Source organism: Streptomyces sp. NPDC012474 (assembly GCF_042955185.1).
GTDB classification, from domain to species: Bacteria; Actinomycetota; Actinomycetes; order Streptomycetales; family Streptomycetaceae; genus Streptomyces; species Streptomyces cahuitamycinicus.
In genome coordinates this window covers 65,598-91,192 of the sequence record NZ_JBIBEP010000013.1, presented here as the reverse complement: position 1 = coordinate 91,192, position 25,595 = coordinate 65,598, and the positions used below count along the sequence as shown (strand labels likewise).

The window sequence follows — 25,595 nt, the reverse complement described above, 5'->3', positions numbered from 1 at the left end:
CGTACGATGCCCAGCGTGACGCACGACGACGCTCCGCTGCTGGCGGACCTCATGCCGTGGTCCGTCGCACCGCCGCGGCTCGGCCGGGGCTGGCCGACGGCGCCCGACGCGGCGTCCCTCAAGGCCCGCTGGGACGCCTTGGTGAAGGCCGAGGGGCCCGACCGCGAGGCCCTGTTCGCACCGACCCGCTCGCGCACGCTGCACACGGCGGTCGGGCAGCTGCCCGGCCGGACCGGCAGCGGCACGGGAAAGCTGGTGCGTGCCGCGGGGCCCTGTCCGGAACCGGAGCGCGTCCTGCTCGCGCCCTACGACGAGCAGTGGCTGATCCCCGACCAGCGGCTGATCGACGCGGCCCGCCCGGAGCTGTGGCGGGTGGCGGACGAACGGCAGGTCTTCGTGGTGGAGGCGCCCGAGGCCACCCCGCCCCTGCTCGTCACCTCGCTGCTCCCGCTGCTGCGCACCGGCCGGATCCGCCCGCTGTTCCGGCGCCCGGGCGGCCGCGAGCCCAACCTGGCCCCGGGCCTGCCGGAGCATCTCGGCGCCCGACTGGGAGGCACCCCGGCGCCGCTGGACGTACTGGCGTGGATCACCGCCACGGCCCGCCCGGACCTCACCGTCCCGCTCACCGGGGACGCCGAGCAGTGGGAGCGGGGTCTGGAGCTGGGCCACCGGATGCTGTGGCTGATGCGCCGCGACGGCGAACGCCCGAAGCTCCCCGGCGGCCGCCGCCCCTACGTCCGCGCCCCGCTGCCCGCCCGGCCCGTGACGCTGCACTACGACCGGGACGAGGAGGCCCTGTTCCTGGACGAGGGACGCATCTCCCCGGTGCCGCCGGAGGCCTGGGACTTCGAGGTGGGCTCCGTGCGCGTCCTTGAGCAGTGGTTCGCGACCCGCGTCGCCGTCGCCGAGCCGGGCACCCTGGCGGCGATCCGTCCCGTGACCTGGCCCCAGTCCTGGACGACGGAGCTGCTGGAGCTGATCACCGTCCTCGCGCTCCTCGCGGAACTGCGCCGACCGGAAGAGCCGGACCTTCCCGACCCGGTCACGGCCACGGACCTGCGCGCGGCGGGCGTCCTCCCGGTGCCGAGCACGGCCCGCCGGCCCGCGTCGGTACTGGAGGGCCCCGAGGAGGGTCCGGAGGGTCAACTGGCGCTGCTCTAGCGGAGGTCGGGGTCGAAGGTGTCCAGGATGCGTTCGAGGGCCCTTCGGAACACCGCCTCCAGGTCGACCGGGCCGCTCTGCTCCGTGAAGGCCGCTGTCAGCCGCGGATACGCGCCGGTGGCGATCTGGCCGCCCAGATAGGCCATGCGGACCGCGTTCTCCTCCTCCGCCGACCACGGCATCGCGCGGGCGCGTTCGGCGGTCGCGATCTCGTTACCGGTGTACGTCGTCACCACGCCGTTGAGCAGCGCGATCAGCTCCGTCTTCGTGCCGGCCGGCACATCGAGCGGTTCGAGGCAGGCCAGGCAGTGCTCCAGGTAGCGCAGTGTGTTGGGGCTGAAGCCGAACACCCCCGGCATCAGGCGCGGCACCCAGGTGTGGCGGTACATGATGGCGCGCGTCTGCTCCGCGTTGCGGAGCATGTCGGCGCGCCAGTCGCCCGAGGGTTCGAACATCTCGTGCTCGGCGCCGATGGCGTCGATCATCAGCTCGTACAGGTCCTCCTTGCGGGGGACGTAGTTGTACAGCGACATCGTGCCGCAGCCCAGCTCCGCGGCGACCTGCCGCATGGTGACCCCGTCCAGCCCCGACGCGTCGGCGATCCGCACCGCCGCCGCCGCGATGTCGGCGCGGGTGAACGCCGGTTTCGGCCCACGGCCGGTGCGCTCGGGGCGCGCCCAGATCACTTCGGGTACGGCCGCTCGGTCCGCCATCGATCATCACCTCGGCCACCATCCTAGTTACGTACAGCGTACGTAGTGCGCTATGGTCATGCCATGACTTCTACGTACGCCGTACTTAGTGAAGGACTGGAGAAGCGGTTCGGGCAGGTCCACGCCCTGCGCGGGCTGGATCTCGCGGTCGCCGAGGGGACGGTCTGCGGGGTCCTCGGACCGAACGGGGCGGGGAAGACGACGGCCGTAGGGCTGTTGACCACACTGCTGCGGCCGGACGCGGGCTCCGCCCGGGTCGCGGGGCACGACCTCGTCCGCGAGGCCGCCGCCGTCCGCACCCGGATCTCCGTCACCGGGCAGGACACCTCGATCGACTCGGACCTCACCGGACGCCAGAACCTCCGGCTCTTCGGCCGGCTGCACCGGGTCCGCGGTCCGGCCGGCCGGGCCGCTGAACTCCTCGACCGCTTCGGCCTGACGGAGGCCGCCGACCGCCCCGCGTCCACCTACTCCGGCGGCATGCGCCGCCGTCTGGACCTCGCGGCGAGCCTGGTCCGCCACCCCGACGTGCTGTTCCTGGACGAGCCGACGACCGGCCTCGACCCGGTCAGCCGCACCCTCATCCGGGACGTGGTGCGCGGCCTGACCGCCGAGGGCACGACCGTGCTGCTCACCACGCAGTACCTGGAGGAGGCGGACCAGCTGGCCGACGACATCGCCCTGGTGGACCGGGGCCGGGTCACCCACACCGGTTCACCGGCGCAGCTCAAGTCGCTCGTCGGGGCGCACGCCGAGGTCGTCGTGCCGGACGCGGACGTCCTCACGAAGGCGGCGGCCGTGCTGGACCGGCTGACGGGCGCCCAGCCGTCGTTCGACCACGAGCGCAACGCCGTCGGCGCGGTCAGCAAGGACCCGACGCTCACGATCCCGCTGCTGGTGCGCGCCCTGGACACGGCGGGTGTGCCGCTGCTCGACGTGAGCCTGCGGCCGCCGACCCTCGACGACGTGTTCCTGCGCCTGACGGAGACCGCACCCGAACCGACCGAGACGACCCAGACGACCCAGACGACCGACGAGAAGGAGCGTGCCGCGTGAGCGTGCTGGCGTACGACGGAACCGCGATGCTGGGCCGCCAGCTGCTGCGGCTGCGCAACAACCCGGGCCTGCTGATCCTCACCCAGACGATGCCGATCAGCATGCTGCTGTTCTTCGGCTATGTCTTCGGCAGCGCCCTGGCGGTGCCGGGCGAGGCGTACCGGGCCTTCCTCGTGCCGGGCCTGCTGGTGGCGACCGCCTCGGGCGGGATCATGGCCGGCATGTTCCAGGCGGCCCAGGACACACACCGGGGCGTGACGAACCGCTTCCGTACCCTGCCGACGAGCCGGGCGGCCGTACCGCTGGGGCAGGCCGCGGCGGATCTGGTGGCCACGGCCGTCGGGACGGTCCCGTTCCTGCTGGTGGGCCTCGCGGTGGGCTGGCGGATCGAGGGGAGCCTGCCCGCGGCGGCGGGCGCGTTCGCTCTGCTGATGCTGTTCCGCTTCGCGTGCACCTGGGCCGGGATCTACCTCGGCCTGCTCACCCGCAACGAGGAGGCGGCCGGCCAGCTGGGCGGGGCGACGTTCCTGCTGCCCCTGCTGTCCAGCGCGTACATCCCGACGAGCGGGCTGCCGGGCTGGCTGCGGACGGTCGCCGAGTGGAATCCGATCAGCGCGGTGGCGACGGCCCTGCGGGAGCTCCTCGGCAACGCGCCGGTTCCCGACGGGGCGGCCTGGCCGGTGGCCCACCCCGTCGCGGGGTCACTCCTGTGGTGCGCCGTGCTGCTCGGCGTGTTCGTGCCGCTGGCCGTGCGTCAGTACGCGCACGGGGAGCGGTGAACAGGCGGTCGCGGACTTTCGCCCCCGGTCACTGCCGGGCGGGGATGAGGCACCGACAGGGGGCGTGCCGCGCTCGGGAACACACCTGGCGCCGCTGCGTGCCGCGGGGATGACGGACGACGGGTGTCGCAGCGCTGGCGTCGGGAGCGGTGTGACCGCCCGAGCGCGGGCCCCTACCTGCTGCCGAAGAGCGAGCGGCGCAACCGGCGCAGCGGCGCGAAGAGGGAGACGCGACGCACGCGCGCGCCCCTGCCACTGCGGTCGTGCGGCTGACGCGCGGTCAGTTCCCGCATCAGCGAGGTCGCCTCGACCGTCTCCCGCTGGGGGACGGCAGGGCCGCCCAGCACCGAGAGGTGGCGGTCGAGGCGCGAACTGGTCGCGCTGCTCCCGCAGGTGATCGCAGGGACCCTGGCCCTGCTGCGCACTGTTATCTGTTCCATGTCACTCCCCACCCGTACGAGTCCACCCGGCCCGGGCAGGTTAACCCTATCGCCCCGTCCGGGCACGCGTGTATCGCGGTCACAGGATTCACCTTCCCCATAAGGGGGTTGACGATGTATCTCCGATTACTCTCCGAATCCAACAGATTTCAGGGCGAGTTGGACGATCGGCTGGGTAGTGGGCTGCGGCGATCCCCCGGCGGGCTCCACGGTCACGGCCAGTGACGTCGCGGAGGTGCCCAGACCCGTTGCGACCAGGGGCGTGTCGCTCTCGAAGAGGCCGAGGGAGCGTGGTTGCGCGCCCGGGCGCATGAGCCACAGCTGGTGCACTCGACCGCCCGCGGGGGCGCCGTATCCGCCGAGGGTGACCACCGCACTCCCCTCCGTGGCGGAAGCGATCACTCCGATGGTGCGGCCCCGCCCGTCCCGGCCACTGCCCGCACGGGCGTCCGGAGCGGCCAGAACGTGGGCGATCTCACGTGACCGATCTTGCTCGGCGGTCAGCCGGTCCTGGGTCCGGTTCGCCTGCACGGCGAAGAGCGACGCGACGACGAGGGCCGCGGCGGCGGTGGCCGTCGCGAAGGGCACGAACAGCGGGATCCGCCGCCGTTGCCGCGGCGGTGGCTGGGCACCCCACACGTGCGGCGGCAGCTGCGTGGCGCGTGTCCGGGCCGGCGCGTGAGAGCCGCCCTGCGGCGCCGGGTCCTGCGGAGTCGTCCGTACGGCGAGCATGACCCGGTCGCGCATCGCGGCCGGGGGCGGGGCCGCCGTCGACCAGGCGAGCCGGACGGCGTCCTCGGACAGGGCGCGCACTTCGGCGGTGCAGCGGTCGCAGTCCTTCATGTGCCTCTCGAAACGGATCCGCTCCGGGGGTTCCAGGGCGTCGAGCGCGTAGGGCGCGGCGAGCGAGTGCGGATCCTCGCGGCGGAAGAGGCTCATGCCACACCTCCCAGGCACTCGCGCATACGGGTCAGACCGTCCCGCATCCGGGTCTTGACGGTGCCCAGCGGCAGGGAGAGCTGCTCGGCCACCTCACGGTACGTGTAGCCCTCGTAGTAGGCGAGGGTGACCGACTGGCGCTGCAGGACCGTGAGCCGGTCCAGGCAGCGGCGCACCCACTCGCGTTCGAGGCCGGCCTCGACCTCCTCGGTGACCTGGTCGAAGGCGGGCTGGTTCGCGCGCAGCGCCTCGCGCTGCTCACGCTCCCCGGCCGCCCGGGCACTGCGGACCCGGTCGACGGCGCGGCGGTGGGCGAGGGTGAGGACCCACGACATCGCGCTGCCCCGGCCCGGGTCGAACTTCGCCGCCGACCGCCACAGTTCGAGCAGCACCTCCTGAGCCACCTCCTCCGACTGGGCGGGGTCGCGCACCACACGCCGCACGAGACCGAACACCGGCCCGGACACCAGTCCGTACAACTCCTCGAAGGCCTTCTGGTCCCCACCTGCCACGAGCAGCAGCAGCTCGTCCGCCTCCACTCGGTCCCCCTCTCCGAGGCCGCACCGGGCCTGTCCCCTCGCACGAGGCATTCGCAACACACACACCTCCGGACGGTGTTACGGATCGGCGCGCCGAAAACGCGGGTCCCCCGGCGGTGAAACAACTTCCCCGACTCCCCGTAAGAACGTTTGAGATTCGACCAATCCGCTTCGCCGACCGCTCCGAATGGCGTGTGTCAGGCAAGTTGGCACGGAGGACGGACGGCATGACACCTATCTCCAGGACCGGCGCGGGACGCACGAGCATCGCGACCGTGATCTGTGGCGCACTGGCCACCGGCGGGCTCACGGCCGCCGGTGTGACCGCGCTGCAACCCGAGGCGGCCTCCGCCTCCAGCCACCGCGAGGCCCCGCTGATCTCGGGGACCCCGCAGTACGACAACACCGACGTGTACGCGTTCGTCAGCCCGGACAAGCCGGACACGACGACCATCGTCGCCAACTGGATCCCCTTCGAGGAACCGGCCGGCGGGCCCAACTTCTTCACGTTCGCCGAGGACGCCCAGTACGACCTGCGCATCGACAGCAACGGTGACGCGAAGGAGGACCTGCTCTTCCGGTACACGTTCAAGACTCATACGAAGAACGACAAGACGTTCCTCTACAACACGGGCCCGGTCGAGAGCCTCGACGATCCCGACCTGAACATCACGCAGACGTACGACCTCGAACTGATCAAGCTGCGGAACCTGAAGGCCGTGTCGAAGACCAAGGTCGCCGACGACGTGCCGGTGGCGCCGTCGAACGTCGGCAAGGCGTCGATGCCGGACTACGACGCCCTGCGCAAGCAGGCGGTGCACAAGCTCGCCGGGGGTGCCCAGACGTTCGCCGGGCAGGCCGACGACCCGTTCTTCCTGGATCTGCGCGTCTTCGACCTGCTGTACGGCGGGAACCTCTCCGAGGTCGGCAACGACACGCTCAAGGGCTACAACGTCAACTCGATCGCCCTGCAGGTCCCCAACAGCTTCATCGCCGAGTCGCACGACCAGCCGGTCGTCGGCATCTGGTCGACGACCCAGCGCAAGAACGCCAAGGGGTACTTCGCGCAGGTCTCGCGCCTGGGCAACCCGCTGGTCAACGAGGTCGTCAACCCGCTGAAGGACAAGGACAAGTTCAACGCGTCCACGCCGCGGGACGACGGCGCGTTCCTGCAGAACGTCACCAACCCGGAGCTGCCCAAGCTCATCGAGGCGATCTACAAGATCCCGGCGCCGGACGAGCCGCGCAACGACCTGGTCGACGTCTACCTCAAGGGCGTCAAGGACCTCAACCAGCCCCCGCACGTGACGCCTTCCGAGCAGCTGCGACTCAACACCTCGATCAAGCCGGCCGCGAAGCCCAAGCGGCTGGGTGTCCTCGACGGTGACAACGCCGGCTTCCCCAACGGCCGTCGCCTCACCGACGACGTGATCGACGCCTCGCTGCAGGTCGTCGAGGGCGAGCTGCTGGGTGCGAAGAACGACCTCGGTGACGCGGTCGACGAGAACGACAAGAAGTTCGAGAAGTCCTTCCCGTACGTCGCCCTGCCGACGGAGGGTTCGCGCGGCCCGCTCGCCAAGGGCGTCGACGGCGGCAACGACGTGCGCAGCCAGCTGGGCGACGCGCTCCAGCCGGCCGGCGCGCAGGGTTCGGACGACATGCGCCTGATCGCCGCCTCCGCTGGGGCCGGGGCGGGCGGCATCGTCCTGATCGGCGCGGCCCTGATGTGGTGGCGCCGCATGCGGAACCGGGCGTACTGACCCGCTCCGCTCCCCCCGACCGGCACGGCCCGTTCCCCGTCCCCCACGGCGCGGGCCGTGTCGCCGACTCACGCACCAGCACATCCGACCGAGGAGAGGTCATGCCTCCGCGTACGACCGACAGCACACCGGAGAGGCGCGACGACGACCGAGCGCCTTCGACGGACCCGGAGCCCCGGATCACCGGGGAGCGGGAGGGCGGCGCGGCTGCCGGGGCGGGGGCCGACTCCGGCAAGGGCGCCGACAGCTCATCCGACGCCCGCCACGCCGAGACCGGCTCCGGCGCCGGACACACAGCGACCCCCCACGCTCCGGCCGGCGACGACGGCACGGACCAGCGGGTCGCCGCGATGCGGCGGGCCGCCGACGGGGGGCGGCGGTGGCGGGCCCTGCATATGGCCGGGTGTGCCGTGCTGCTGGCGGTCGCGGTGACGGGTGGGGCCGTCGCTTTCGGCGGCGGGCAGGACGGCGGGAGTGGCGTCGCCGCCGTGTCGGCGGCCGGGGCGCTGTCGCCCGGCGATCTCGCGCGGGGGGATCTCGACGCGGGGATCGCGTCCCTGCAGAAGCACCTCCGCGCCCAGCCGCGGGACTTCGGCAGCTGGTCCACCCTCGGGGTCGCCTACGTCGAGCAGGCCCGCACCAAGGGCGACCCCTCCCGGTACCCGCAGGCCGAGCGCGCCCTGCGGCGGTCCCTCGAGCTGGAACCCGGCAACGACCGGGCCCTGGCCGGGCAGGCCGCCCTCGCCGCCGCAAGGCACGACTTCCCCGGCGCCCTGAACCACGCCGACCGGGCCCTGCAGCAGAACCCCTACAACGAACGCGCCCTGTGCACCCGTATCGACGCCCTCGTCGAACTCGGCCGGTACGACGACGCCGCGAAGGCCGCCGACACCGCCGATGACAGGCGCCCGGGCGTGCCCGTCTTCACGCGGTACGCGTACGTGCACGAGCTGCGCGGCGATGTCCGTACGGCGCGTGCCGTGCTGGAGCGCGCCCTGGGCTCCGCGAGCGCCCCCGCCGACATCGCGTACGTGGCCACCGCCCTCGGGCAACTCGCCTGGAACCAGGGCGAGTACAAGACGGCCCTCGGCCACTACGCCCGTGCCCTCGCCGCCGACGACGCGTACCTGCCCGCTCTGGAGGGGCGCGCCCGCGCCCAGGCCGCGAGCGGTGACCGGGCCGCCGCCGTGACCGGGCTCGAGCAGGTCGTCGCCCGGTTCCCGCTGCCCGGTCCGCTCGTCGCCCTCGGCGAGCTGTACGAGGCCCGGGGCGCCGACGGCGACCGGGCCAAGGCCGGCGACCAGTACGCCCTCGTCGACGCCTGGACGGCCCTCGCCCGGGCCGGCGGCGTCAACGCCGACCTCGACTCGGCCATGGCCGCCGCCGACCACGGCGACAAGAAGGAGGCCCTGCGCTCCGCCCGCGCCGAGTGGGACCGCCGCCGGAGCGTGCACACCGCCGACGCCCTCGCCTGGGCCCTGCACGTCAACGGCCGCGACGAGGAGGCCCTGCCGTACGCCCGCCGGGCGACCGCGACCGGGTACCGCAACGCCGTCTTCCTCTACCACCGCGGCGTCATCGAGCGCGCCGCCGGCGACGAGCGCGCGGCCCGCACGCATCTGAAGGCCGCGCTGGACCTGAACCCCGGCTTCTCGCCCCTCGGCGCGCGCGAGGCCCGTACCGCACTCAAGGACCTGGAGGGGAACCGGTGACCCTGCGCCGGCTGTTCGCGTCCGGCGCCGCCGTCCTCACGGCCGCCTGCGCGCTCACCCTGCTGCCCGCCGCCGCGGCGAGCGCCCACCCGCTGGGCAACTTCACCGTCAACCGCTACGACGGCCTGGTCGCCGCCCCCGGCGAGCTGCGGGTCCACCACGTCGAGGACCTCGCCGAGATCCCGGCGACCCAGGCGGGGCCGGACATCGAGCGTCTGGGCATCGCCATGTGGGCCCGCGAGCGGTGCGCCGCGGCAGCCGGGGACAGCCGCGCGACCGTCGACGGACGCGAGGTCGCCCTCTCCGCCGAGCGCAGCCGCGCGCTCGTGCGGCCCGGGCAGGCCGGGCTCGACACCCTGCGTGTGGAGTGCGAGCTGACCGCTCCTCTCCCGGCGGGCGAGAAGACCGTGTCTCTCGGCTTCCGCGGTGCGGGTGCCTCCGGCGGCCCGGGCTGGCGGGAGATCACGGCTCGGGGCGACCGTATGACGCTCGCCGCCTCGGACGTGCCGGAGAAGTCGATATCGGCCGAGCTGACCCGCTACCCGGAGGAGTTGCTGTCCTCCCCGGCCGACACGGCGTCGGCCGCCCTGCGGGTGCGCCCCGGCGGCGCCGCCCTGGCCGGGGGTGAGCCGGACGCCCCCGCGGCCTCGGTGCTCCCGCGCGGCGCGGACCGCTGGACCCGTGCCCTGGACGACCTGGTGGCCCGGCAGGACCTCAGCCCCGGCTTCGCCGCGCTGGCCCTCCTCATCGCCGTCGTCCTGGGTGCGATGCACGCGCTCGCCCCGGGCCACGGCAAGACCATCATGGCCGCCACTGCTGCGGCCCGGGGCGGGCAGGCCCGGATGAAGGACGTCCTGCCCATGGCCGCCTCCGTGACCGTCACGCACACCCTGGGCGTGATCGCCCTGGGCCTCCTGGTCACGGCCGGCTCGGCGGCGGCGCCCTCGGTGATCGCCTGGCTCGGTGTCGCCAGCGGCCTCCTGGTGACCCTGGCGGGCGCGAGCCTGCTCCGCCGCGCCCTGCGCAACCGCGCGCACACCCACCCGCACGGCCGTCAACACGACCACGGAAGCCACACCCACGACCACGACGGCCACCACCACGATCACGACCATGACCACGCGCACGCGCACGACCACAAGGATCACCACCACCACGACCACGACCACCGCCACGATCACAAGGGCCACGACCACCCCCACGCCCATCCCCACGCGATCGAGCACACCCACGGCGGTTTCACCCACAGCCACCCCGTGGCTCCCACCCTGCGCGGCACGATCCTCATGGGCTTCGCGGGCGGGCTGGTGCCCAGCCCGTCCGCCGTGGTGGTGCTGGTGGGCGCCGCGGCCCTCGGACAGGCCTGGTTCGGGCTGCTGCTCGTCGTCGCGTACGGCGTCGGCCTGGCGCTCACCCTCACGGCCGCCGGGTACGCCGTCGTGAAGGCGGGCAGCGGCATGACCCGGCTCCTGGACCGGCGCCCCCGCTGGGGGGTGGGCCCGATGGCGGCCCTGGTGCGCCGGACCGCTCCGCTCGGCTCGGCCTTCGCCGTGGTGGTTCTCGGCGCCGGACTGGTGTTCAAGGGGGCGGCATCCGCACTCGGCTGAGTTACGTTCGTGAGGCGTCGGACGTCAGGAGAAACGCGGACGTCGTGAGGAAGTCCGTCCTCGTGGGGAAAACACACTCCATGGAGATTCCGCCCGGCTGCGAATGGGGGCGCCGTGTTCGAAGAACCGGGCCATGAGCGTGTGATCGCGGGCCGCTACCGGCTGCTGGCGCCGCTCGGCGAGGGCGGCATGGGAACGGTGTGGCGCGCCCGCGACGAGGTGCTGCACCGCGAGGTCGCCGTCAAGGAGGTGCGCGCCCCGGCCGGGCTGGCGGGCGACGACGTGCAGCGGATGTACGCCCGGCTGGAGCGGGAGGCGTGGGCCGCGGCCCGGGTCGCCAACCACAACGTGGTGACGGTGTACGACGTGGCGACGGACGACGACCGGCCGTGGATCGTCATGGAACTGGTCCGTGGACTCTCCCTGGCGGAGGTCCTGGACGCCGAGGGCCCGATGGCACCGCAGCGGGCCGCGCACATCGGCGCCGAGGTACTGGCCGCGCTGCGGGCGGCGCACGAGGCCGGGGTCCTGCACCGCGATGTGAAGCCGGCCAACGTGCTGATCTCGAACGACGGCCGGATCGTGCTCACCGACTTCGGCATCGCCATGGTCGAGGGCAGCTCGGCGCTGACCATGACCGGGGAGGTCATCGGCTCGCCGGAGTTCCTCGCCCCGGAGCGGGCTCTCGGCCGTACTCCGGGCCCGGAGTCGGACCTGTGGTCGCTCGGGGTGCTGCTGTACGCGGCGGTCGAGGGCCATTCCCCCTTCCGTCACGACACACCGCTGAGCACGCTGCGGGCGATCGTCGACGAGGAGCTGCCGCCGCCGTACCGAGCGGGTCCGCTCGCCCCGGTGATCGAGGGGCTGCTGCGCAAGGACCCCGAGCAGCGGCTTCCGCCCGAGCGGGCCGAGCAGGATCTGCGGGCCGTCGCGGCGGGCGGCTCGCCGGGCCCGGACCTGACGCGGGCGGTGGCGTTCCCGCCGACGGTCGCGGGCCACCCCGAGCCCGCTCCCACTCCCCCGATGCCGTTCCCCGGCCCGCCGGCGGCATCGGGGTCGACCGCCACCCCGGCGGCCACCGGCCGGGACCGGGACCGCAGGACCGGGCGGGTGCTGGTGGCGGGGGTGATCGCGCTGGCGCTCGCGGCGGGCGGTCTGACGTACGCGCTGCTCAACAACGGGGACGGTTCCGGCGGCAACGACCAGGGGGCCGGGGACGCCACGCCCACCGCGCCCAAGAGTCCCCCGCGGGACACCGCGACCGAGAAGTCCAGCCCGTCGCCGACCCCGAGCGAGAGCAAGGAGAGCAGTCCACCGCCGCAGTCGGTGCGGGTCTCCCTGGAGGGCCGGCGCACGGACTACACGGGCACCTGTCCGCCGCCGAACGCCCAGGCGCCGGAGTTCACGGCGACGCTCACGGTGGGACGGGAGCCGGCCGAGGTGAGCTACCGCTGGGTGACGCGGGACGGCCAGGTGCTGGACGGGGGCTGGAAGACGCTGTCGTTCGCGGAGGGCGGCGGCCGTTCGAAGCGGGACACGGTGCGGGTGTCGACCGAGGCGGAGACCGGGACGTTCGAGAACGAGATCAGCGTCGAGGTGCGGGAGCCGGTGCGGACGACGTCCGAGTCGGTGCCGTTCTCCGTGACGTGCGAGACGGAGACCCCGTCCGACGGGGCCTCCCCTTCTCCTTCCGGCACGGATCCGGACTCGGGCCAGGACCCGGATTCGGAGTCCGGCTCCGATTCCGAATCCGGTTGAGCGGTCAGTCGTTGCTGTTGAGCACCGGCAGGTAGCCGCCCGACTGGCCCGGTGCCTTCGGGTGGTACGACTCGCCGATGTTGAGCCAGCTGACGCTGTGCAGCCAGGAGTCGCCGGAGCAGATCTCGTGGCCGGTGAAGGTGGTGCGGACGTCGCCGAAGGCGAAGCCGTGGTTCGCGGCGCGCTTGCCGATGGCGGTGTTGAGGTGGTCGGAGGCGTCGTTGATGGCCTTGCGCTTGGTCTCGGACAGGCCGAGGCAGGTGGCGCCGAGCTTGTAGAAGCGGGGGTAGCCGAGGACCACGACCCGGGCGACGGGGGCCTTGGAGCGGATGGCCGAGTACACGCCGTCGAGCTTGCCGGGGAGCGTGGAGTCGACGTACGCCCGGGCGGTGTTGATGCGGGAGACGCAGGCGCTGTCGGACTGGGTGACACAGGTCGTCATGACGTCGGCGAATCCGGCGTCGTTGCCGCCGACACTGATCGAGACGAGGGCGGTGGAGGCGCTGAGCGGGGTGAGCTGATTTGCGAGAACATCACTCGTTCGGGCGCCCGAGCAGGCGGTGAAGGCGAAGGTCGAGGGTGAGTTGGCGGCGGCCCAGAGGTAGGGATAGGCCTTGGTGCTGCGCTTGCAGTCGCCGCTGGAACTGATGTAGCTGCCCGCTCCGACTCCGGAGGAGTAGGAGTCACCGAGCGCCACGTAGCCGCCAGTTGCGGCGAGTGAGGACGCCTGCGCCGTCGCTGCCCCGGTAAGGGCGGTGACGACGGCGAGGAGGAGCGAGCTCACGAGGACGACAAGTCGGGAACGTCTCATGGAACCTCCCTTTAGCAGGATCTCTGCCATAACCGTGGTAGCAGCTACGCGTGTTGACAGGAAGTGTCCATGCCAAGTCTTTTCGGCCCATCCCCGGATGCTTGGCACGTTCCCCACGTCTCACGTCGCGCGTCAGGGTTCTGCTATTAGGTGCTCATGACAAGCTTGTCGACGGGTGCTCAACTTCCTTCCTGCGCACCGGCGTTTGAACCGGCTGCTGCGATCGCGCGGTGACCGCCGCCCGCACCGGCACCTGAACACGCGTTCCCCAAAGGCCCTGATTGCCTCCGGGGAACGCATGTTTATGCGACGGGAACGTGCAACTTGCGTCGCACAAGACGCCTGACACAACGAACAAACCAACAAAAACGTGAGAGGCCGTTCCAGGTCTTGCCATACGGGTTCAATCGTCAATACCGTCATACATCTCACCCGCATCGGTCCGTCAGTACGCGGCTCTAGGGGAGGGCTCAAGGACCGCGACGTACCGGCGCGGGGCGCGGTAGGGGGGTGCCGTGCTCGGTGATCTCAACTGTCTCCGGGCCGTGCCGCGCGGTCGGCTGCCGTTCTCGCAGTCGGCCAGCTTTGCCAGCTCACCCGGCGTGCCCGAAGCTCCATCTCGGCGTGCCACGGGTGAGAACCCCCCTTTCGAACCGGACTGGATCCGGACTGCCCTGGGGGGGCGGTCCACCGGACGAGAGGGACCAGACTCATGAGTTCAGTTCTGCAACCGGCCGCGACGGACCCGCATCCGCCGACCGCCGGAAAGTACCGGCCCGTCTCCTCGCACCTGGCCATAGCGCCGCCGGTGAGCGTGGTCATCCCGGCGATGAACGAGGCGGAGAACCTTCCGTACGTCTTCAAGACACTGCCCGACTGGATCCACGAAGTGGTCCTGGTCGACGGCAACTCCAGCGACGACACCGTCCAGGTGGCCCGTGAGCTGTGGCCCGAGGTCAAGGTCGTCGAGCAGCGCGGCAAGGGCAAGGGCGACGCCCTGATCACCGGATTCCAGGCCTGCACCGGCGACATCATCGTGATGGTCGACGCGGACGGCTCGGCGGACGGCGGGGAAATCCTCTCCTACGTCTCCGCCCTGGTCTCCGGCGCGGACTTCGCCAAGGGCTCCCGCTTCGCCAACGGCGGCGGCACCGACGACATGACCTTCATCCGCAAGATGGGCAACTGGGCGCTGTGCACCGTCGTCAACCGCAAGTTCGGCGCCCGCTACACCGACCTGTGCTACGGCTACAACGCCTTCTGGCGGCACTGCCTCGACAAGATCGACCTCGACTGCACCGGCTTCGAGGTCGAGACCCTGATGAACATCCGGGTCGTCAAGGCCGGGCTCAAGGTGCAGGAGATCCCGAGCCACGAGTACCTGCGCATCCACGGCGTCAGCAATCTGCGGGCCGTGCGGGACGGCCTGCGCGTGCTCAGGGTGATCCTTCAGGAGCGCTCCAACCGCCGTGCCCTGCGCCGCCGTTCGCCCCGTTCGTCGATGCCGGCCGCGATGCGGGGAGAGGTGTCTTGAGCGGTCCCGGCATCTCCGTCGTGATCTGCGCGTACACCGAGGACCGCTGGGAGGACATCCTCGCGGCGGTCTCCTCGGTCCGCGCGCAGTCGCGGCCGGCCCTGGAGACGCTGCTGGTCGTCGACCACAACGAGACGCTCCGGGAGCGGCTCGCCAAGGAGTACAAGGAGTACGACGAGTACACGGAGTCCTCCGGGGACGCCGTGGTGCGGGTGCTCGCCAACGCGGGCCCCCGCGGCTTGTCCGCCGGCCGCAACACCGGCATCGCCGTCGCGCGCGGTGAGGTCGTGGCCTTCCTCGACGACGACGCCGTGGCCGAGCGCGACTGGCTGCGCCACTTCGCCGAGGCGTACGGCGACCCGCGGGTGATGGCGGTCGGCGGGCGCACGGTGCCGGTCTGGGCGTCGGGACGCCGGCCGGACTGGTTCCCGGAGGAGTTCGACTGGGTGGTGGGCTGCACGTACCGGGGCCTGCCGCGCGGCCGGGTCCGGGTGCGCAACGTGCTCGGCGGCAACGCCTCGTTCCGCCGCAGCGCCTTCGACGCGGCGGGCGGCTTCGCCACCGGCATCGGACGGGACGGCGACAAACGCCCACTGGGCTGCGAGGAGACGGAACTGTGCATCCGCCTCAGCCGCGCCCGTCCCGACGCGGTGCTGCTGATCGACGACCGGGCGGTGATCCACCACCGGGTGCCCGAGGTGCGCGAGCACTTCCGCTACTTCCGCACCCGCACCTACGCCGAGGGGCTGTCCAAGGCGCTGGTGGCCCGCAGTGTCGGGGCCGGGAAGGGTCTGGAGTCGGAGCGCCGGTACGCCGCCCGGGTCCTGCCGGCCGGGGTGGGCCGGGGCCTGCGGGACGCCCTGCTGGCCAGGCCGGGCGGGGCGGGGCGGGCCGGGGCGATCGTGGCCGGGGTGCTGACGGCGGCGGGCGGTTACGTCGTCGGCAGCGTCCGGGCGCGCCGGGGCGGAACCACGTTCCGGGTGCCGCAGGTGGAGGTGGCGGCCCGTGAGTGACGCCCGCGTACCGATCCTCATGTACCACGCGGTCGCGACCGACCCGAACGACGCGACCCGCGCCCTGTCGGTGACCCCGGAGGCCTTCGCCGAGCAGATGGCGGTGCTCGCCGACCGGGGTCTCACGCCCGTCACCACGGCCCGACTGGCCGCGTGCTGGCGCTCCGGCCGGCCGCTGCCCGAGCGGCCGGTCCTCATCACCTTCGACGACGGCTACGAGGGCGTGCACCGGCACGCCCTCCCCGCACTCGCCAAGCACGGCTTCCCGGCCACCCTGTTCGTCTCGACCGGGTGGCTCAGGGGGCCGTACGACACCGGGGGCGGCCTGGACACCATGCTGGACTGGGACCAGGTCCGCGAACTCGCGGCGGGAGGCGTGGAGATCGGCGGGCACAGCCACACTCACCCGCAGCTCGACCAGGTCTCCGACGCCACGCTGCGCTTCGAGCTGATCCACTGCAAGGAGATCGTCTCGGACCAGCTGGGCACCGTCCCGGCCTCGTTCGCCTACCCCTACGGCTACTCCAGCCGCCGGGTCCGGCAGGCGGTGCGCGAGACGGGCTACGCCCAGGCCCTCGCCGTCGGCAACGGGCTCGCGCGGCGCGCGCAGGGGCCGTACGCGCTGCGGCGGGTGACGGTGCGTCGCAGCACGGGCATCGAGGAGTTCGAGCGGGTCGTCGAGGCCCGCGCGATCGCCCGTTCGTACGCCGGGGACCGTGCCCTGACCAAGGGGTACGCCGTCGTCCGCAGGGTTCGGCAGGCCCGCCGGCTGGTCTCCCGCTCCATGGGCTGACCTGCACGGGGTCAACATGCCGCGTGCACCTGGAAACCGGGTGCACGCGGCGTCCCCGTGCCGGATCATGGCGGCATGTCTGCAAACCCGCACGAGGCACTGCCGATCCGGCTCAACGTCGACGACTCCGACTCCCCGTCCGACGTCGTCGACGCGCTGTTCCTCGGCCGCTTCGCGACGGGCGAGCAGCCGTACTCCCACGCGGTGAACATCGACCGCGTGCGGTCCGGGGCGACGCTGATGCCGTCCGGCGCCCGGGTGCTGCGCGTCGCCCGGGACGACGACCGCAGCGCGACGCTCGCCGAGGGCGACGGCTGGACGCTGCTGGTCTCCCGCTGGAACCGGGGCGCCGACGTCACGGTGACGGCGACCAGCGAAGAGCTCGCGAAGAAGGTCCTCGACCAGGCCACGGACGGCGCGGCGGACGAGCCCGAACCGCAGCCGGAGAACGTCACGATGGGCTTCTGGTACGTCTCCCCGCGGCGCGGCCCGCACCGCACCACCCGCCAGATCGCGGCGGGCACCTGGGAGGAGGTCCGGCCCAACTACACCGCGCCGGTGGCGGACGCGATGGACCGCCTGATGAAGACGACCCCGGAGGACATCGCGGGCCGTCTCCTGCTGCTCCACGGCCCGCCGGGCACCGGCAAGACGTCGGCGCTGCGGACACTGGCCCGATCCTGGCGCGACTGGTGCCAGGTCGACTGCGTCCTGGACCCCGAGCGGCTCTTCTCCGACGTCGGCTACCTCATGGACATCGCCATCGGCGAGGAGGACGCGACGGGCAAGGGCCGCTGGCGGCTGCTGCTCCTGGAGGACTGCGACGAGCTGATCCGCGGCGAGGCCAAGCACACGGCGGGCCAGGCCCTGTCGAGGCTGCTGAACCTGACGGACGGACTGCTCGGCCAGGGCCGCAATGTCCTGGTCGGGGTCACGACCAACGAGGACCTGGAGCGGCTGCACCCGGCCGTGGTCCGCCCGGGCCGTTGCCTCGCCCGGATCGAGGTCGGTCCGCTGACCCGTTCCGAGGCGGCGAACTGGCTGGGCGGGGAGGACGGCATCGGCCGCGAGGGCGCGACGCTGGCCGAGCTGTACGCACTGCGCCGGGGCACCTCCCCGACCGCCCTCCCGGAGCCACGCGGGGGCGTCGACGCGGGGCTGTATCTCTAGCGGGGTCATCCAGCGGGGTTATTCAGCGGGGCCCGTGGCGGGGTGCCATCCACCGGGCCCGCCGCGGAGCCACCCCGCCGGGACCCGTCGCAGGGTCACCCCGCCGGGACCCGTCGCAGGGTCACCCCGCCGGGACCCGCCGCGGAGCCACCCCGCCGGGACCCGCCGCGGAGCCACCCCGCCGGGACCCGCCGCGGGGTCACCCACCGGGCCCTCACAACCGCTTCTCACCTCCCTGTTACCCAGGCGTGCCAAGGTGTGCCGCGGAGCGACGCCGCGCTCCGCATGGACCAGGGAGGCCTCCGATGGCGCACACGGCGCCCACCGTGTTCAGCGAACCCGCCCACCGCGTCGCACGGTGGGTCCTGCCCGTCGCACTCGGTGTCGTCTACGGCAACTGGGTCGCCGTGAACCGGCGTCACGGCGGCCCGATCACCGGAGCGGATGTGGCGTCGGGAGTGTGGAGCGCACTGGCCTTCACGGCGCTCTGCATCGCCGTGGTCCAGGTGATCCGGCGCCTCAGACGCGACCTGCACGCCCTGCACGCCCTGCTCCGGGCCGCCTTCGCCGGTGTCGCCCTGGGCTTCCTCTACAGCCAGACCGGCGACGACATCCGCCCCGTGGTCATCACGGCACTGCTGGTCACGGCAGTCGTCTTCCTCCTGCTGTTCTACCGCTTCCACACGCGCACCGACACGTAGCGGATCCGGCGGGCCAGGCCGCCATGACGGCTACGACTGCCACGACCGCCCTCCAGGGCCTGCGGTGCTTTGATAGGGATATGACCCTGTTCGTGGGCACGTCCGGGTGGCAGTACAAGGACTGGCGGGACGTCCTGTACCCGTCCGGGCTGCCGATGCGGCTCTGGCTGGAGGAGTACGCGGCGCAGTTCGCCACCGTCGAGATCAACAACGCCTTCTACCGGCTGCCGGCCCGGGAGACCTTCGAGGACTGGCGGGGGCGGGTGCCCGGGGACTTCGTCGTCGCGGTCAAGGCGAGCCGCTATCTGACGCACATCAAGCGGCTCAAGGATCCCGAGGAGCCGGTGCACCGCCTGTTGAGTCACGCGGCGGGCCTCGGCGACCGTCTCGGCCCGGTCCTGCTCCAGCTCCCGCCCACCCTGCGCGCCGACCCGGGCCTGCTGGACGCGTGCCTGGCCTGCTTCCCGGCCCCGGCCAGGGTCGCGGTCGAGCCGCGCCACGACTCCTGGTGGACCCCACAGGTCCGCCGCGTCCTGGAGTCCCGGCGTGCCGCCCTGTGCTGGGCCGACATCCTGGCCCGCCCGGCGACACCTCTGTGGCGCACCACCGACTGGGGCTACGTCCGCTTCCACCAGGGCCGCGCCCGGCCCTGGCCCCGCTACGGCCGCCGCTCCCTCGCCACCTGGCTCGACCGCATCGCCACGACCTGGTCCGACGGCGAGGACGTCTACGCGTACTTCAACAACGACCCGGGCGGCGCGGCGGTGGAGGACGCGATGGCGTTCGCACGGGCGGGGAGGTCCGCGGGGCTGGACATCACGAGGACACCGGAGCGACTGACACAGCGGTCCGGTTAGGCCCCCGGCCTCCCTACTCCCCGGACGCCGCCCGCAGGGCGTCCCGTACCGCGGCGAGCGCGACGTCCTCGCCCAGCCCGAGCCTCCTGGCCCGCTCCACATAGGCCTGTGCGGCCGAGGCCAGTTCGCGGTCCGCCGCGGAGCCGGCGGCGGCCACGAACGTGCCGTTGCGGCCGCGCGTCTCGATCACCCCGTCCGCCTCCAGCGCCCGGTACGCCTTGGCGACCGTGTTCGCGGCGAGCCCCAGCGACTCGGCCAGCCCCCGGACGGTCGGCAGCCGGTACCCCACCGGCAGCGCACCCGACCGGGCCTGCTCGGAGATCCGCGCCCGCACCTGCTCGTACGGCGGGGCGCTGTCGTCGATGTCGATCTTCAAGGTCACAGCCCGATTGTCGCGCACCCGCCGGAAAATGAGAGGCACCCCGAACAGGTCCACGCGTAGCGTGCGTCCCCATGACCGTGATCGTGCGCGACCTGCGCCCCGACGTCCGAGCCGACGCCGAGGGGTTCTCAGCCACCCGCCGCCTCGCCCTTCCGTACATGCTCTCCACACCCGAGTCCGTGGTGCACACCCTCACGCACGCCCACCCGGACGCCCGCTTCGGGCAGCTCGTCGCCGAGGAGGACGGCGAGGTCATCGGCACGGCCCAGATCAGCGTCGCCCATGACAGTCCGGAGCCCGGCCAGGGCTCCGCCAACATCTATGTGCGCCCCGGCCACACGGGGCGCGGCGCCGGTTCGCTCCTGCTGCGCACCGCCGAGGAGCGCCTGGGACGCCTGGGTGTCACCAAGCTGTTCACGTGGGTGCTGGACGAGCCGGACAATCGCGCCTTCGCCGAGCGGCGCGGGTTCCGGGCCAGCCGTTCCGCCTGGTTCCTGCGCCTGGACCTGGCGGCGGGCACCCTGCCACCCCGCCAGGATCCGCCGGCGGGCGTCGAGCTGCGCACGGCGGCCGACTTCGCGGACGATCCGCGTCCCGTGTTCGAACTGGACGCGGAGACCTCGTCGGACGAACCGAGCGACATCGACGTGGAGTTCACGGACTACGAGGCCTGGATCGAGGAGACCTGGAAGAACCCGCTCCTGAACCGCGACCTGACCACGATCGCGGTCGTCGACGGGCGCCTCGCCGCCTTCACCTCGGCGTTCACCGACGGTGGCTCCCGTTACGCCACGGCCATGACCGGCACCTCCCGCGCGTTCCGGGGGCGGGGCCTGGCGAAGCTCGCCAAGAACGACTCCCTGCACCGCGCCCGCGCCGCGGGGTACACCGAGGCGTTCACCGGCAACGACACCGGCAACGAGCCGATGATCGCCATCAACAAGTGGTTCGGCTACGAGACCTGCGCGAAGGAAATACGGTATGTCCGCGAACTCGGCTGACCGCATCCCGCAGTTGGACGTCGTGCTCGTCAAGGCGGGCCGTACGAAGATCCGTTACACCGGCGAGCTGCTGACGGACGACGGCACCCGCCTGGCGGTCCGCGCCCCGTGGGCGGGCTCCGGCGTCCGCGACTTCGGCTTCGTCCGCTTCGAGCCCGGGGACGTCTTCACGGAGTACTACTGGCGTGACCGCTGGTACGCGATCAAGGAGGTCCGCTCCGCCACGGGCGCGCTGAAGGGCTGGTACTGCGACATCACCCGCCCCGCCGTGCGCTCCGGGTCGGAGTTGGTCGTGGAGGATCTGGACCTGGACCTGTGGCGCTCCGCGGACGGCACGGACGTACGGCGCCTGGACGAGGACGAGTTCGCCGAGAGCGGCCTCGCCGAGACGGACCCGGAGGCGGCGCGGGCCGCCCTGGGCGCGCTCGACGAACTGGAGTCACTCGCCCGCGGCGGCGACTTCACCGCGCTCCTGGCCTGACGTCCGGACCTGAGCGACCACCGCGTACCGCTCGTCCGTGACCTGCCCGCCCCACAGCAGCGGGTCGTCCGAGAGCCGCTCCACGGACACCCGCCCGGCGATCGGGGCGAGCAGGCCGGTGAGCCGCTCGGCGGGTATGCCGACCGGATCCACGCTCCCCCACACGCCCTCGACCAGCACGAGCCGCCCGCCCGGCCGCAGCAGGCCGCACCAGTGCCCGAGGGCGCGGCCGGGGTCGGGCAGGGCCCACAGGACGTGCCGGACGAGCACGGCGTCGAAGCGCTGTTCCCCGACCGGCGGTGCCGCGGCGTCACCGACGAGGAACACGGCGTCACGCCCGGCGAGCTTCTCCCTGGCGAGCGTCACCATCGCCGGGGAGAGGTCCACGCCCGTCACCCGGTGCCCCTGCTCGGACGCGAGGAGCGACAGGCTGCCGGTGCCGCACCCGAGGTCGAGGACGTCTGACGCCCGTGCGGGCAGCCAGCCGCGCAGCCGCCCGGCCCAGGCGCGGCGCACCCGCGGGTCGCGCAGGCCGTGGTCCGGTTCCTCGTCGAAGGAGGCGGCCTCGGCGTCCCAGTCCACATTGGTCATGGTTCCAAGAGTGACACCCGCCACTGACACTCGAATCGTGACTGCCGCCACTGACAGACCGGGAGCGATGAGTAACCCTCCCCCGAAAGGTCTACCTCCGTGAGAACGCGGAACCCGGTAGCCCCTAAGGAGGCAGCCATGCGCCGTGTGACCGTGCAGAAGCCCCTGAAGAAGACGGATGTCCGCCGGGTCCGCGAAGAGGCCGACGAGCGCCCCTCGGGGCGCCCCGAGGTTCGCAAGGACATCGCCCGCACCTGGTGGCCGGACGCCTGAACGGGCCGGTACCGATCATGAGACGCACGCCTCAGAGCAGCCGCTTGCGGTAGTGGACGCGGTCATAGGGCCCGTCCACGCGGCGTTCCACCTGCTCGTAGCCGTATCTCGGACAGATCTCCTGGTTCTCCCACATCAGACCTCCATGGGCTGCGGCACGCGCCCGATGCGCTCGATGCAGGGGCGGAAGGCCGCGTCGATCACGTCCGCGACGACCGATACGTCGGCGGCCCGGCCGGCCGGATCCTCTCTTCCGCCATGCCGCGACGGTACCTACCTGATGCCAGTCCGAACCCTCCCTTAAGCGGGCCATAAGGATCTCCTCCACCCGCCCTCAGCAGGCGATTTCGCGGTTCCCAGGGGCTAGCTTCGGGAGCACCCCACGGGATCCGGTCCACCGGGCCCGGGCCTGTCCCCCGCACCGCTTCGAGGAGTTCCCGCATGCCCGCACGCCGCACAGCAGCCACCGTCGCCGCTCTCGGCAGCCTCCCGCTCGCCCTGACCGCCCTGGCCGCCGCCCCGGCCGCCGCGCACGGCTCGATGGGCGACCCGGTCAGCCGGGTCTCGCAGTGCTACGCCGAGGGCCCCGAGAGTCCGAAGTCGGCCGCGTGCAAGGCGGCGGTCGCGGCGGGCGGCACCCAGGCCCTGTACGACTGGAACGGCATCCGCATCGGCGACGCGGACGGCCGGCACCAGCGGCTCATCCCGGACGGCAGGCTGTGCAGCGCGAACAACGAGCAGTTCAAGGGCCTCGACCTGGCCCGCGCCGACTGGCCCGCGACCAGCGTGAGCAGCGGCTCGCACACCTTCCAGTACCGGGTGACGGCCCCTCACAAGGGCACGTTCAAGGTCTACATCACCAAGCCCGGCTACGACCCGGCCAAGCCGCTCGCCTGGCAGGACCTGGATCTCGCCAACCCGGTCGCGACGTCCACCGACCCGGCCGCCACCGGCGGCTTCTACACCTTCTCCGGCAACCTGCCCCAGCGCTCCGGCAAGCACCTGCTGTACGCGGTCTGGCAGCGGTCGGACAGCCCGGAGGCGTTCTACTCCTGCTCGGACGTCAGCTTCGGCGGCGGTGGCAGCGGCGGTGGCAGCACCGCGGGCGGCGCCGCCGCACCGGCCCCGTCCGCCTCGGCTCCCAGCGAGAAGCAGATCGAGGAGGGCAACGACAAGTCGACCATCGAGCACCACGGGCACGGCGACAACGACCCCGGCACCTCGGCGGCTCCGGCCGCGGCTCCGCGGGGGAGCACGGCGGACCGGCCGAAGGCCGCCGCGTCCGCGCCCAACCAGCCGAAGGCGGCCGGTGCCACCGGCAACCTCGCCGAGACCGGCGGCGACAGCGGCACCACGTACCTCGCGATCGGGGGCGCGGCCACGCTTGCGCTCGGCTCGTCGGCCCTGTTCCTGTCGTCCCGGCGCCGGACGGTGAGGCCCGGCGCCGGACGGTGAGCGGCGGGCCGCACGGCGGCTGATCCCCACCGTCCCATGACCCGGGGCCTGTCCGGCGGCTCAGGCCGGACAGGCCCCGAAACGATTCCCCTGACATGTGTCCATCGGTGACACGTGTCATTCGAATGCTGAAGCACAGGTGGTGGGCCTGGCCCGCGCCGGATCGAGGGCGTTGGCCACCTCATGGAAGGCGACCCGGTCGAGCAGCCCGATGGCCACGTGTTCGGACAGGTCGACGGGGCACAGGTCCTGGAGCAGGACGTTGCGCACGTCCGGCCCGCTCAGGTACTGGCTGCGCCACGGCGTGACGACCTCGTCGTACCGCGTGGCGATGACGGTGTAGCGCACGCCGGGCACGGTGTCGCCGCCCGCGTTGAGCTTGGTGAGGAAGGCGGAGCCGGTGACCTGGTCGGCGAGGGCGGGGGTGTTCTTCGCCAGCAGGTCCGCGGCGCCCGGGAAGTACGGCAGCAGGTGGGTGAAACCGCTCAGGGTGGTGCCGTGGTTGCTGGGCGCGATGCCGACGAGGGCGTTCACCTTGGCGGCTCCGCCGAGGAACTTCAGGTAGTAGCGGGGCATCATGCCGCCCTGCGAGTGTCCGACGACGTCGGTCTCGGCGGCGCCGGTGGCCGCGAGCACCTTGTCGACGAAGTCCTTCAGCTGTCCGGCGGACTTCTCGACGGGGCCGAGGCCGTGGAAGAAGGGGACTCCCTCCAACTGCCCGTAGTCGAGGGAGAAGACGCAGTAGCCGCGGACCTTCAGGTAGGGGGCGAGGCCCAGCCAGTTGTCGACGGAGTTCCCGAGCGTGCCGTGGACGAGGATGACGGGGCGGGGGTGGGCGGCGGACGGCTTGCAGGAGTAGTCGTTCCAGCCGGAGTTCCAGCCGGAGCCCGGGGCACCGGCGGCCTGGGCCGTGGTGGCGGGGACGGTGACGGCCGCGGCGGTCAGCAGCAGCGCGGCCAGGGGTCTGAGCACTCGTTTCCAGGGCAGCATCGGGTGATCTCCTTGCGGCTCAAGGGAGGTGCGACGGCACTTGGCCCTGTGATCCGGATCACGAGGATGCTGTTCATTCGTCAAGTTACGGGCGAGTAGTCAAACTGGGAAGTTACGCGTCAGTAAAAACTTGCAGCGGTAACCGGCACCCACGGCCACGACTGAGACCCCCTCACCAGGCGGGCCGGATGGGCCCGTGCGGAGCGATCCGCAGCAACTGCCGCCCCAGCGACCGCACCTCCCGCTCCCCCAGCAGCTCCCCCCACTCCCGAACCGCTTCCGCCGCCACCTCCTCCGCGGCGCGCGTACACCCCCACCCCCGCTCGGTCAGCACGACCAGACGGGCCCGCGCGTCCCCGGGATGCGGCCGCCGCTCGACATACCCCTTGCGCACCATCTCGTCGACGAGCTGACTCGCGGCCTGCTTGGTCACCCCGAGATGGGCGGCGAGGTCGGTGACCGTCGCGCCGTCCGGGGCGAGCCGGGCGAAGGCGAAGCCGTGCGCGGGGCGCACCCCTTCGAAGCCGCGGGCGAGCACGCCCTCGTTGATGCGTTGCGTGAGCCCGCCGGCGGCGGCGAGCAGGGCGGCGGACAGGGCCATGGCCTCGGAGTTCTGCACGCATGCATTGAAACACCCTTGACGTGATGGTCAAGCTGCTTGACCATATAGTCAAGCAGCTTGACCATCTGGAGGTCTCATGCCCATAGTCCGCTCGTCCGAAGCCGTCATCCACGAGATCCACGGCGCCCGATTCGTCTCGTACGCCACCCCGAACAGCGGCAGCAAGGAGCTGTGCGCCTGGCGCGGCGAGATCCCGGCCGGCCTCAAGGCGCCCGCGCACACGGTCAGCCGGGAGGAGATCTTCCATCTGCTCGACGGCGAACTGCTGATCACCCTCGACGGCCGCACCGAGCGGATCGCCGCGGGCGACACGGTGATCATCAACCCCGGCGCCACCCTGGCCGTCGAGAACCCGACCGACCGGACCGCGTTCTCCTGGGTCACCACCTCGATCGGCCTGGAGGCACGGCTGGCCGACGGCACCCGCATCGCGCCGCCGTGGGCCAACTGACGTCAC

The 25,595-nt window shown here is 72.4% G+C and carries 27 protein-coding genes and 1 pseudogene; 18 read left to right on the top strand and 10 right to left on the bottom strand.

The genetic code is table 11. The annotated features are described in order from the left end of the window. Window positions 1-6: 6 nt before the first annotated feature. A complete protein-coding gene (locus ACFY9S_RS26385; protein ID WP_391132546.1) occupies window positions 7-1,161 on the top strand; it encodes a type ISP restriction/modification enzyme in 1,155 nt (384 codons plus the stop codon). Here the strand turns inward: ACFY9S_RS26385 and ACFY9S_RS26380 are convergent. Beyond that, window positions 1,158-1,874 carry a TetR/AcrR family transcriptional regulator C-terminal domain-containing protein gene (locus tag ACFY9S_RS26380; protein WP_391132544.1) on the bottom strand — a complete coding sequence of 239 codons (717 nt, stop codon included), beginning with the start codon at window positions 1,872-1,874 and terminating at the stop codon, window positions 1,158-1,160. The two genes, ACFY9S_RS26385 and ACFY9S_RS26380, sit on opposite strands and share 4 nt — an antisense overlap. Window positions 1,875-1,937: 63 nt before the next feature. On the opposite strand from ACFY9S_RS26380, the gene ACFY9S_RS26375 reads away from it, so the two are divergent. Beyond that, on the top strand, window positions 1,938-2,930 hold the full coding sequence (locus ACFY9S_RS26375; protein ID WP_391132542.1) for an ATP-binding cassette domain-containing protein: 993 nt from the start codon (window positions 1,938-1,940) through the stop codon (window positions 2,928-2,930). Further along, a complete protein-coding gene (locus ACFY9S_RS26370; RefSeq protein ID WP_391132540.1) occupies window positions 2,927-3,709 on the top strand; it encodes an ABC transporter permease in 783 nt (260 codons plus the stop codon). Before ACFY9S_RS26375 ends, ACFY9S_RS26370 begins: the two co-directional genes overlap by 4 nt. Window positions 3,710-3,882: 173 nt before the next feature. Here ACFY9S_RS26370 and ACFY9S_RS26365 read toward each other — a convergent pair whose 3' ends face one another. From ACFY9S_RS26365 to ACFY9S_RS26355, 3 genes are all read right to left on the bottom strand, one after another. Beyond that, on the bottom strand, window positions 3,883-4,149 hold the full coding sequence (locus ACFY9S_RS26365; RefSeq protein ID WP_033312817.1) for a hypothetical protein: 267 nt from the start codon (window positions 4,147-4,149) through the stop codon (window positions 3,883-3,885). 126 nt (window positions 4,150-4,275) lie between these two features. Then, window positions 4,276-5,088, bottom strand: coding sequence for an anti-sigma factor domain-containing protein (locus tag ACFY9S_RS26360; RefSeq protein WP_391132538.1), 813 nt, complete (start codon window positions 5,086-5,088; stop codon window positions 4,276-4,278). Next, window positions 5,085-5,627 (bottom strand): sigma-70 family RNA polymerase sigma factor, encoded by a 543-nt coding sequence (locus ACFY9S_RS26355; protein WP_102911009.1) that lies wholly within the window; start codon window positions 5,625-5,627, stop codon window positions 5,085-5,087. The genes ACFY9S_RS26360 and ACFY9S_RS26355 overlap by 4 nt, the downstream gene beginning before the upstream one ends. A 227-nt stretch (window positions 5,628-5,854) precedes the next feature. On the opposite strand from ACFY9S_RS26355, the gene ACFY9S_RS26350 reads away from it, so the two are divergent. From ACFY9S_RS26350 to ACFY9S_RS26335, 4 genes are all read left to right on the top strand, one after another. Next, a complete protein-coding gene (locus tag ACFY9S_RS26350) occupies window positions 5,855-7,387 on the top strand; it encodes a DUF4331 family protein (RefSeq protein WP_391132536.1) in 1,533 nt (510 codons plus the stop codon). Between the two features lie 101 nt (window positions 7,388-7,488). Then, window positions 7,489-9,099, top strand: a complete 1,611-nt coding sequence (locus tag ACFY9S_RS26345; protein WP_391132534.1) for a tetratricopeptide repeat protein — start codon at window positions 7,489-7,491, stop codon at window positions 9,097-9,099. After that, window positions 9,096-10,706: a nickel transporter gene (locus ACFY9S_RS26340; RefSeq protein WP_391132532.1), complete on the top strand. Its 1,611-nt coding sequence runs from the start codon at window positions 9,096-9,098 to the stop codon at window positions 10,704-10,706. Before ACFY9S_RS26345 ends, ACFY9S_RS26340 begins: the two co-directional genes overlap by 4 nt. A gap of 114 nt (window positions 10,707-10,820) precedes the next feature. Beyond that, the gene (locus ACFY9S_RS26335) at window positions 10,821-12,464 is read left to right on the top strand and encodes a protein kinase (RefSeq protein WP_391132531.1); all 1,644 of its coding nucleotides are present in this window, start codon (window positions 10,821-10,823) and stop codon (window positions 12,462-12,464) included. A gap of 4 nt (window positions 12,465-12,468) precedes the next feature. On the opposite strand, the gene ACFY9S_RS26330 is transcribed toward ACFY9S_RS26335, so the two are convergent. After that, window positions 12,469-13,275 (bottom strand): GDSL-type esterase/lipase family protein, encoded by an 807-nt coding sequence (locus tag ACFY9S_RS26330; protein ID WP_391132529.1) that lies wholly within the window; start codon window positions 13,273-13,275, stop codon window positions 12,469-12,471. 712 nt (window positions 13,276-13,987) lie between these two features. Between ACFY9S_RS26330 and ACFY9S_RS26325 the strand changes: the two genes are divergently transcribed. The 6 genes from ACFY9S_RS26325 (at window position 13,988) to ACFY9S_RS26300 (ending at window position 19,343) form a co-directional block, all read left to right on the top strand. Then, window positions 13,988-14,809 (top strand): glycosyltransferase, encoded by an 822-nt coding sequence (locus ACFY9S_RS26325; RefSeq protein ID WP_391132527.1) that lies wholly within the window; start codon window positions 13,988-13,990, stop codon window positions 14,807-14,809. Beyond that, window positions 14,806-15,822 carry a glycosyltransferase gene (locus tag ACFY9S_RS26320; protein ID WP_391132526.1) on the top strand — a complete coding sequence of 339 codons (1,017 nt, stop codon included), beginning with the start codon at window positions 14,806-14,808 and terminating at the stop codon, window positions 15,820-15,822. The genes ACFY9S_RS26325 and ACFY9S_RS26320 overlap by 4 nt, the downstream gene beginning before the upstream one ends. Next, window positions 15,815-16,615 (top strand): polysaccharide deacetylase family protein, encoded by an 801-nt coding sequence (locus ACFY9S_RS26315; RefSeq protein WP_391132524.1) that lies wholly within the window; start codon window positions 15,815-15,817, stop codon window positions 16,613-16,615. The genes ACFY9S_RS26320 and ACFY9S_RS26315 overlap by 8 nt, the downstream gene beginning before the upstream one ends. A gap of 75 nt (window positions 16,616-16,690) precedes the next feature. Further along, window positions 16,691-17,785, top strand: coding sequence for a DUF5925 domain-containing protein (locus tag ACFY9S_RS26310; protein ID WP_391132522.1), 1,095 nt, complete (start codon window positions 16,691-16,693; stop codon window positions 17,783-17,785). A 305-nt stretch (window positions 17,786-18,090) separates the two neighbouring features. Further along, the gene (locus tag ACFY9S_RS26305; RefSeq protein ID WP_391132520.1) at window positions 18,091-18,486 is read left to right on the top strand and encodes a hypothetical protein; all 396 of its coding nucleotides are present in this window, start codon (window positions 18,091-18,093) and stop codon (window positions 18,484-18,486) included. 80 nt (window positions 18,487-18,566) lie between these two features. After that, complete coding sequence (locus ACFY9S_RS26300; protein ID WP_391132518.1) at window positions 18,567-19,343, top strand: DUF72 domain-containing protein; 777 nt, start codon at window positions 18,567-18,569, stop codon at window positions 19,341-19,343. 13 nt (window positions 19,344-19,356) lie between these two features. Here ACFY9S_RS26300 and ACFY9S_RS26295 read toward each other — a convergent pair whose 3' ends face one another. Next, window positions 19,357-19,725 carry a GntR family transcriptional regulator gene (locus ACFY9S_RS26295; protein WP_391132516.1) on the bottom strand — a complete coding sequence of 123 codons (369 nt, stop codon included), beginning with the start codon at window positions 19,723-19,725 and terminating at the stop codon, window positions 19,357-19,359. 71 nt (window positions 19,726-19,796) lie between these two features. Here ACFY9S_RS26295 and ACFY9S_RS26290 point away from each other — a divergent pair, with 71 nt between their 5' ends. Beyond that, a complete protein-coding gene (locus tag ACFY9S_RS26290; RefSeq protein ID WP_391132514.1) occupies window positions 19,797-20,726 on the top strand; it encodes a GNAT family N-acetyltransferase in 930 nt (309 codons plus the stop codon). Beyond that, on the top strand, window positions 20,707-21,207 hold the full coding sequence (locus ACFY9S_RS26285; protein WP_391132512.1) for a DUF402 domain-containing protein: 501 nt from the start codon (window positions 20,707-20,709) through the stop codon (window positions 21,205-21,207). Before ACFY9S_RS26290 ends, ACFY9S_RS26285 begins: the two co-directional genes overlap by 20 nt. Here ACFY9S_RS26285 and ACFY9S_RS26280 read toward each other — a convergent pair. Further along, on the bottom strand, window positions 21,166-21,798 hold the full coding sequence (locus ACFY9S_RS26280; RefSeq protein WP_391132510.1) for a methyltransferase domain-containing protein: 633 nt from the start codon (window positions 21,796-21,798) through the stop codon (window positions 21,166-21,168). The two genes, ACFY9S_RS26285 and ACFY9S_RS26280, sit on opposite strands and share 42 nt — an antisense overlap. Window positions 21,799-21,936: 138 nt before the next feature. Between ACFY9S_RS26280 and ACFY9S_RS26275 the strand changes: the two genes are divergently transcribed. Continuing rightward, on the top strand, window positions 21,937-22,071 hold the full coding sequence (locus ACFY9S_RS26275) for a hypothetical protein (protein ID WP_102913163.1): 135 nt from the start codon (window positions 21,937-21,939) through the stop codon (window positions 22,069-22,071). Window positions 22,072-22,102: 31 nt separating this feature from the next. Here the strand turns inward: ACFY9S_RS26275 and ACFY9S_RS26270 are convergent. Next, window positions 22,103-22,210, bottom strand: a pseudogene (locus ACFY9S_RS26270) (GNAT family N-acetyltransferase); the annotation flags it as partial. Between the two features lie 302 nt (window positions 22,211-22,512). Here ACFY9S_RS26270 and ACFY9S_RS26265 point away from each other — a divergent pair. Then, entirely contained in the window at window positions 22,513-23,526 is a 1,014-nt protein-coding gene (locus tag ACFY9S_RS26265) for a lytic polysaccharide monooxygenase (RefSeq protein WP_391132508.1), read from the top strand. Between the two features lie 117 nt (window positions 23,527-23,643). Here the strand turns inward: ACFY9S_RS26265 and ACFY9S_RS26260 are convergent, their stop codons facing one another. Further along, a complete protein-coding gene (locus ACFY9S_RS26260) occupies window positions 23,644-24,516 on the bottom strand; it encodes an alpha/beta fold hydrolase (protein ID WP_391132506.1) in 873 nt (290 codons plus the stop codon). A gap of 172 nt (window positions 24,517-24,688) precedes the next feature. Beyond that, the gene (locus tag ACFY9S_RS26255; RefSeq protein WP_391132504.1) at window positions 24,689-25,135 is read right to left on the bottom strand and encodes a MarR family transcriptional regulator; all 447 of its coding nucleotides are present in this window, start codon (window positions 25,133-25,135) and stop codon (window positions 24,689-24,691) included. A 79-nt stretch (window positions 25,136-25,214) separates the two neighbouring features. On the opposite strand from ACFY9S_RS26255, the gene ACFY9S_RS26250 reads away from it, so the two are divergent. Further along, window positions 25,215-25,589, top strand: coding sequence for a cupin domain-containing protein (locus tag ACFY9S_RS26250; RefSeq protein WP_102914264.1), 375 nt, complete (start codon window positions 25,215-25,217; stop codon window positions 25,587-25,589). Window positions 25,590-25,595: the final 6 nt, after the last annotated feature.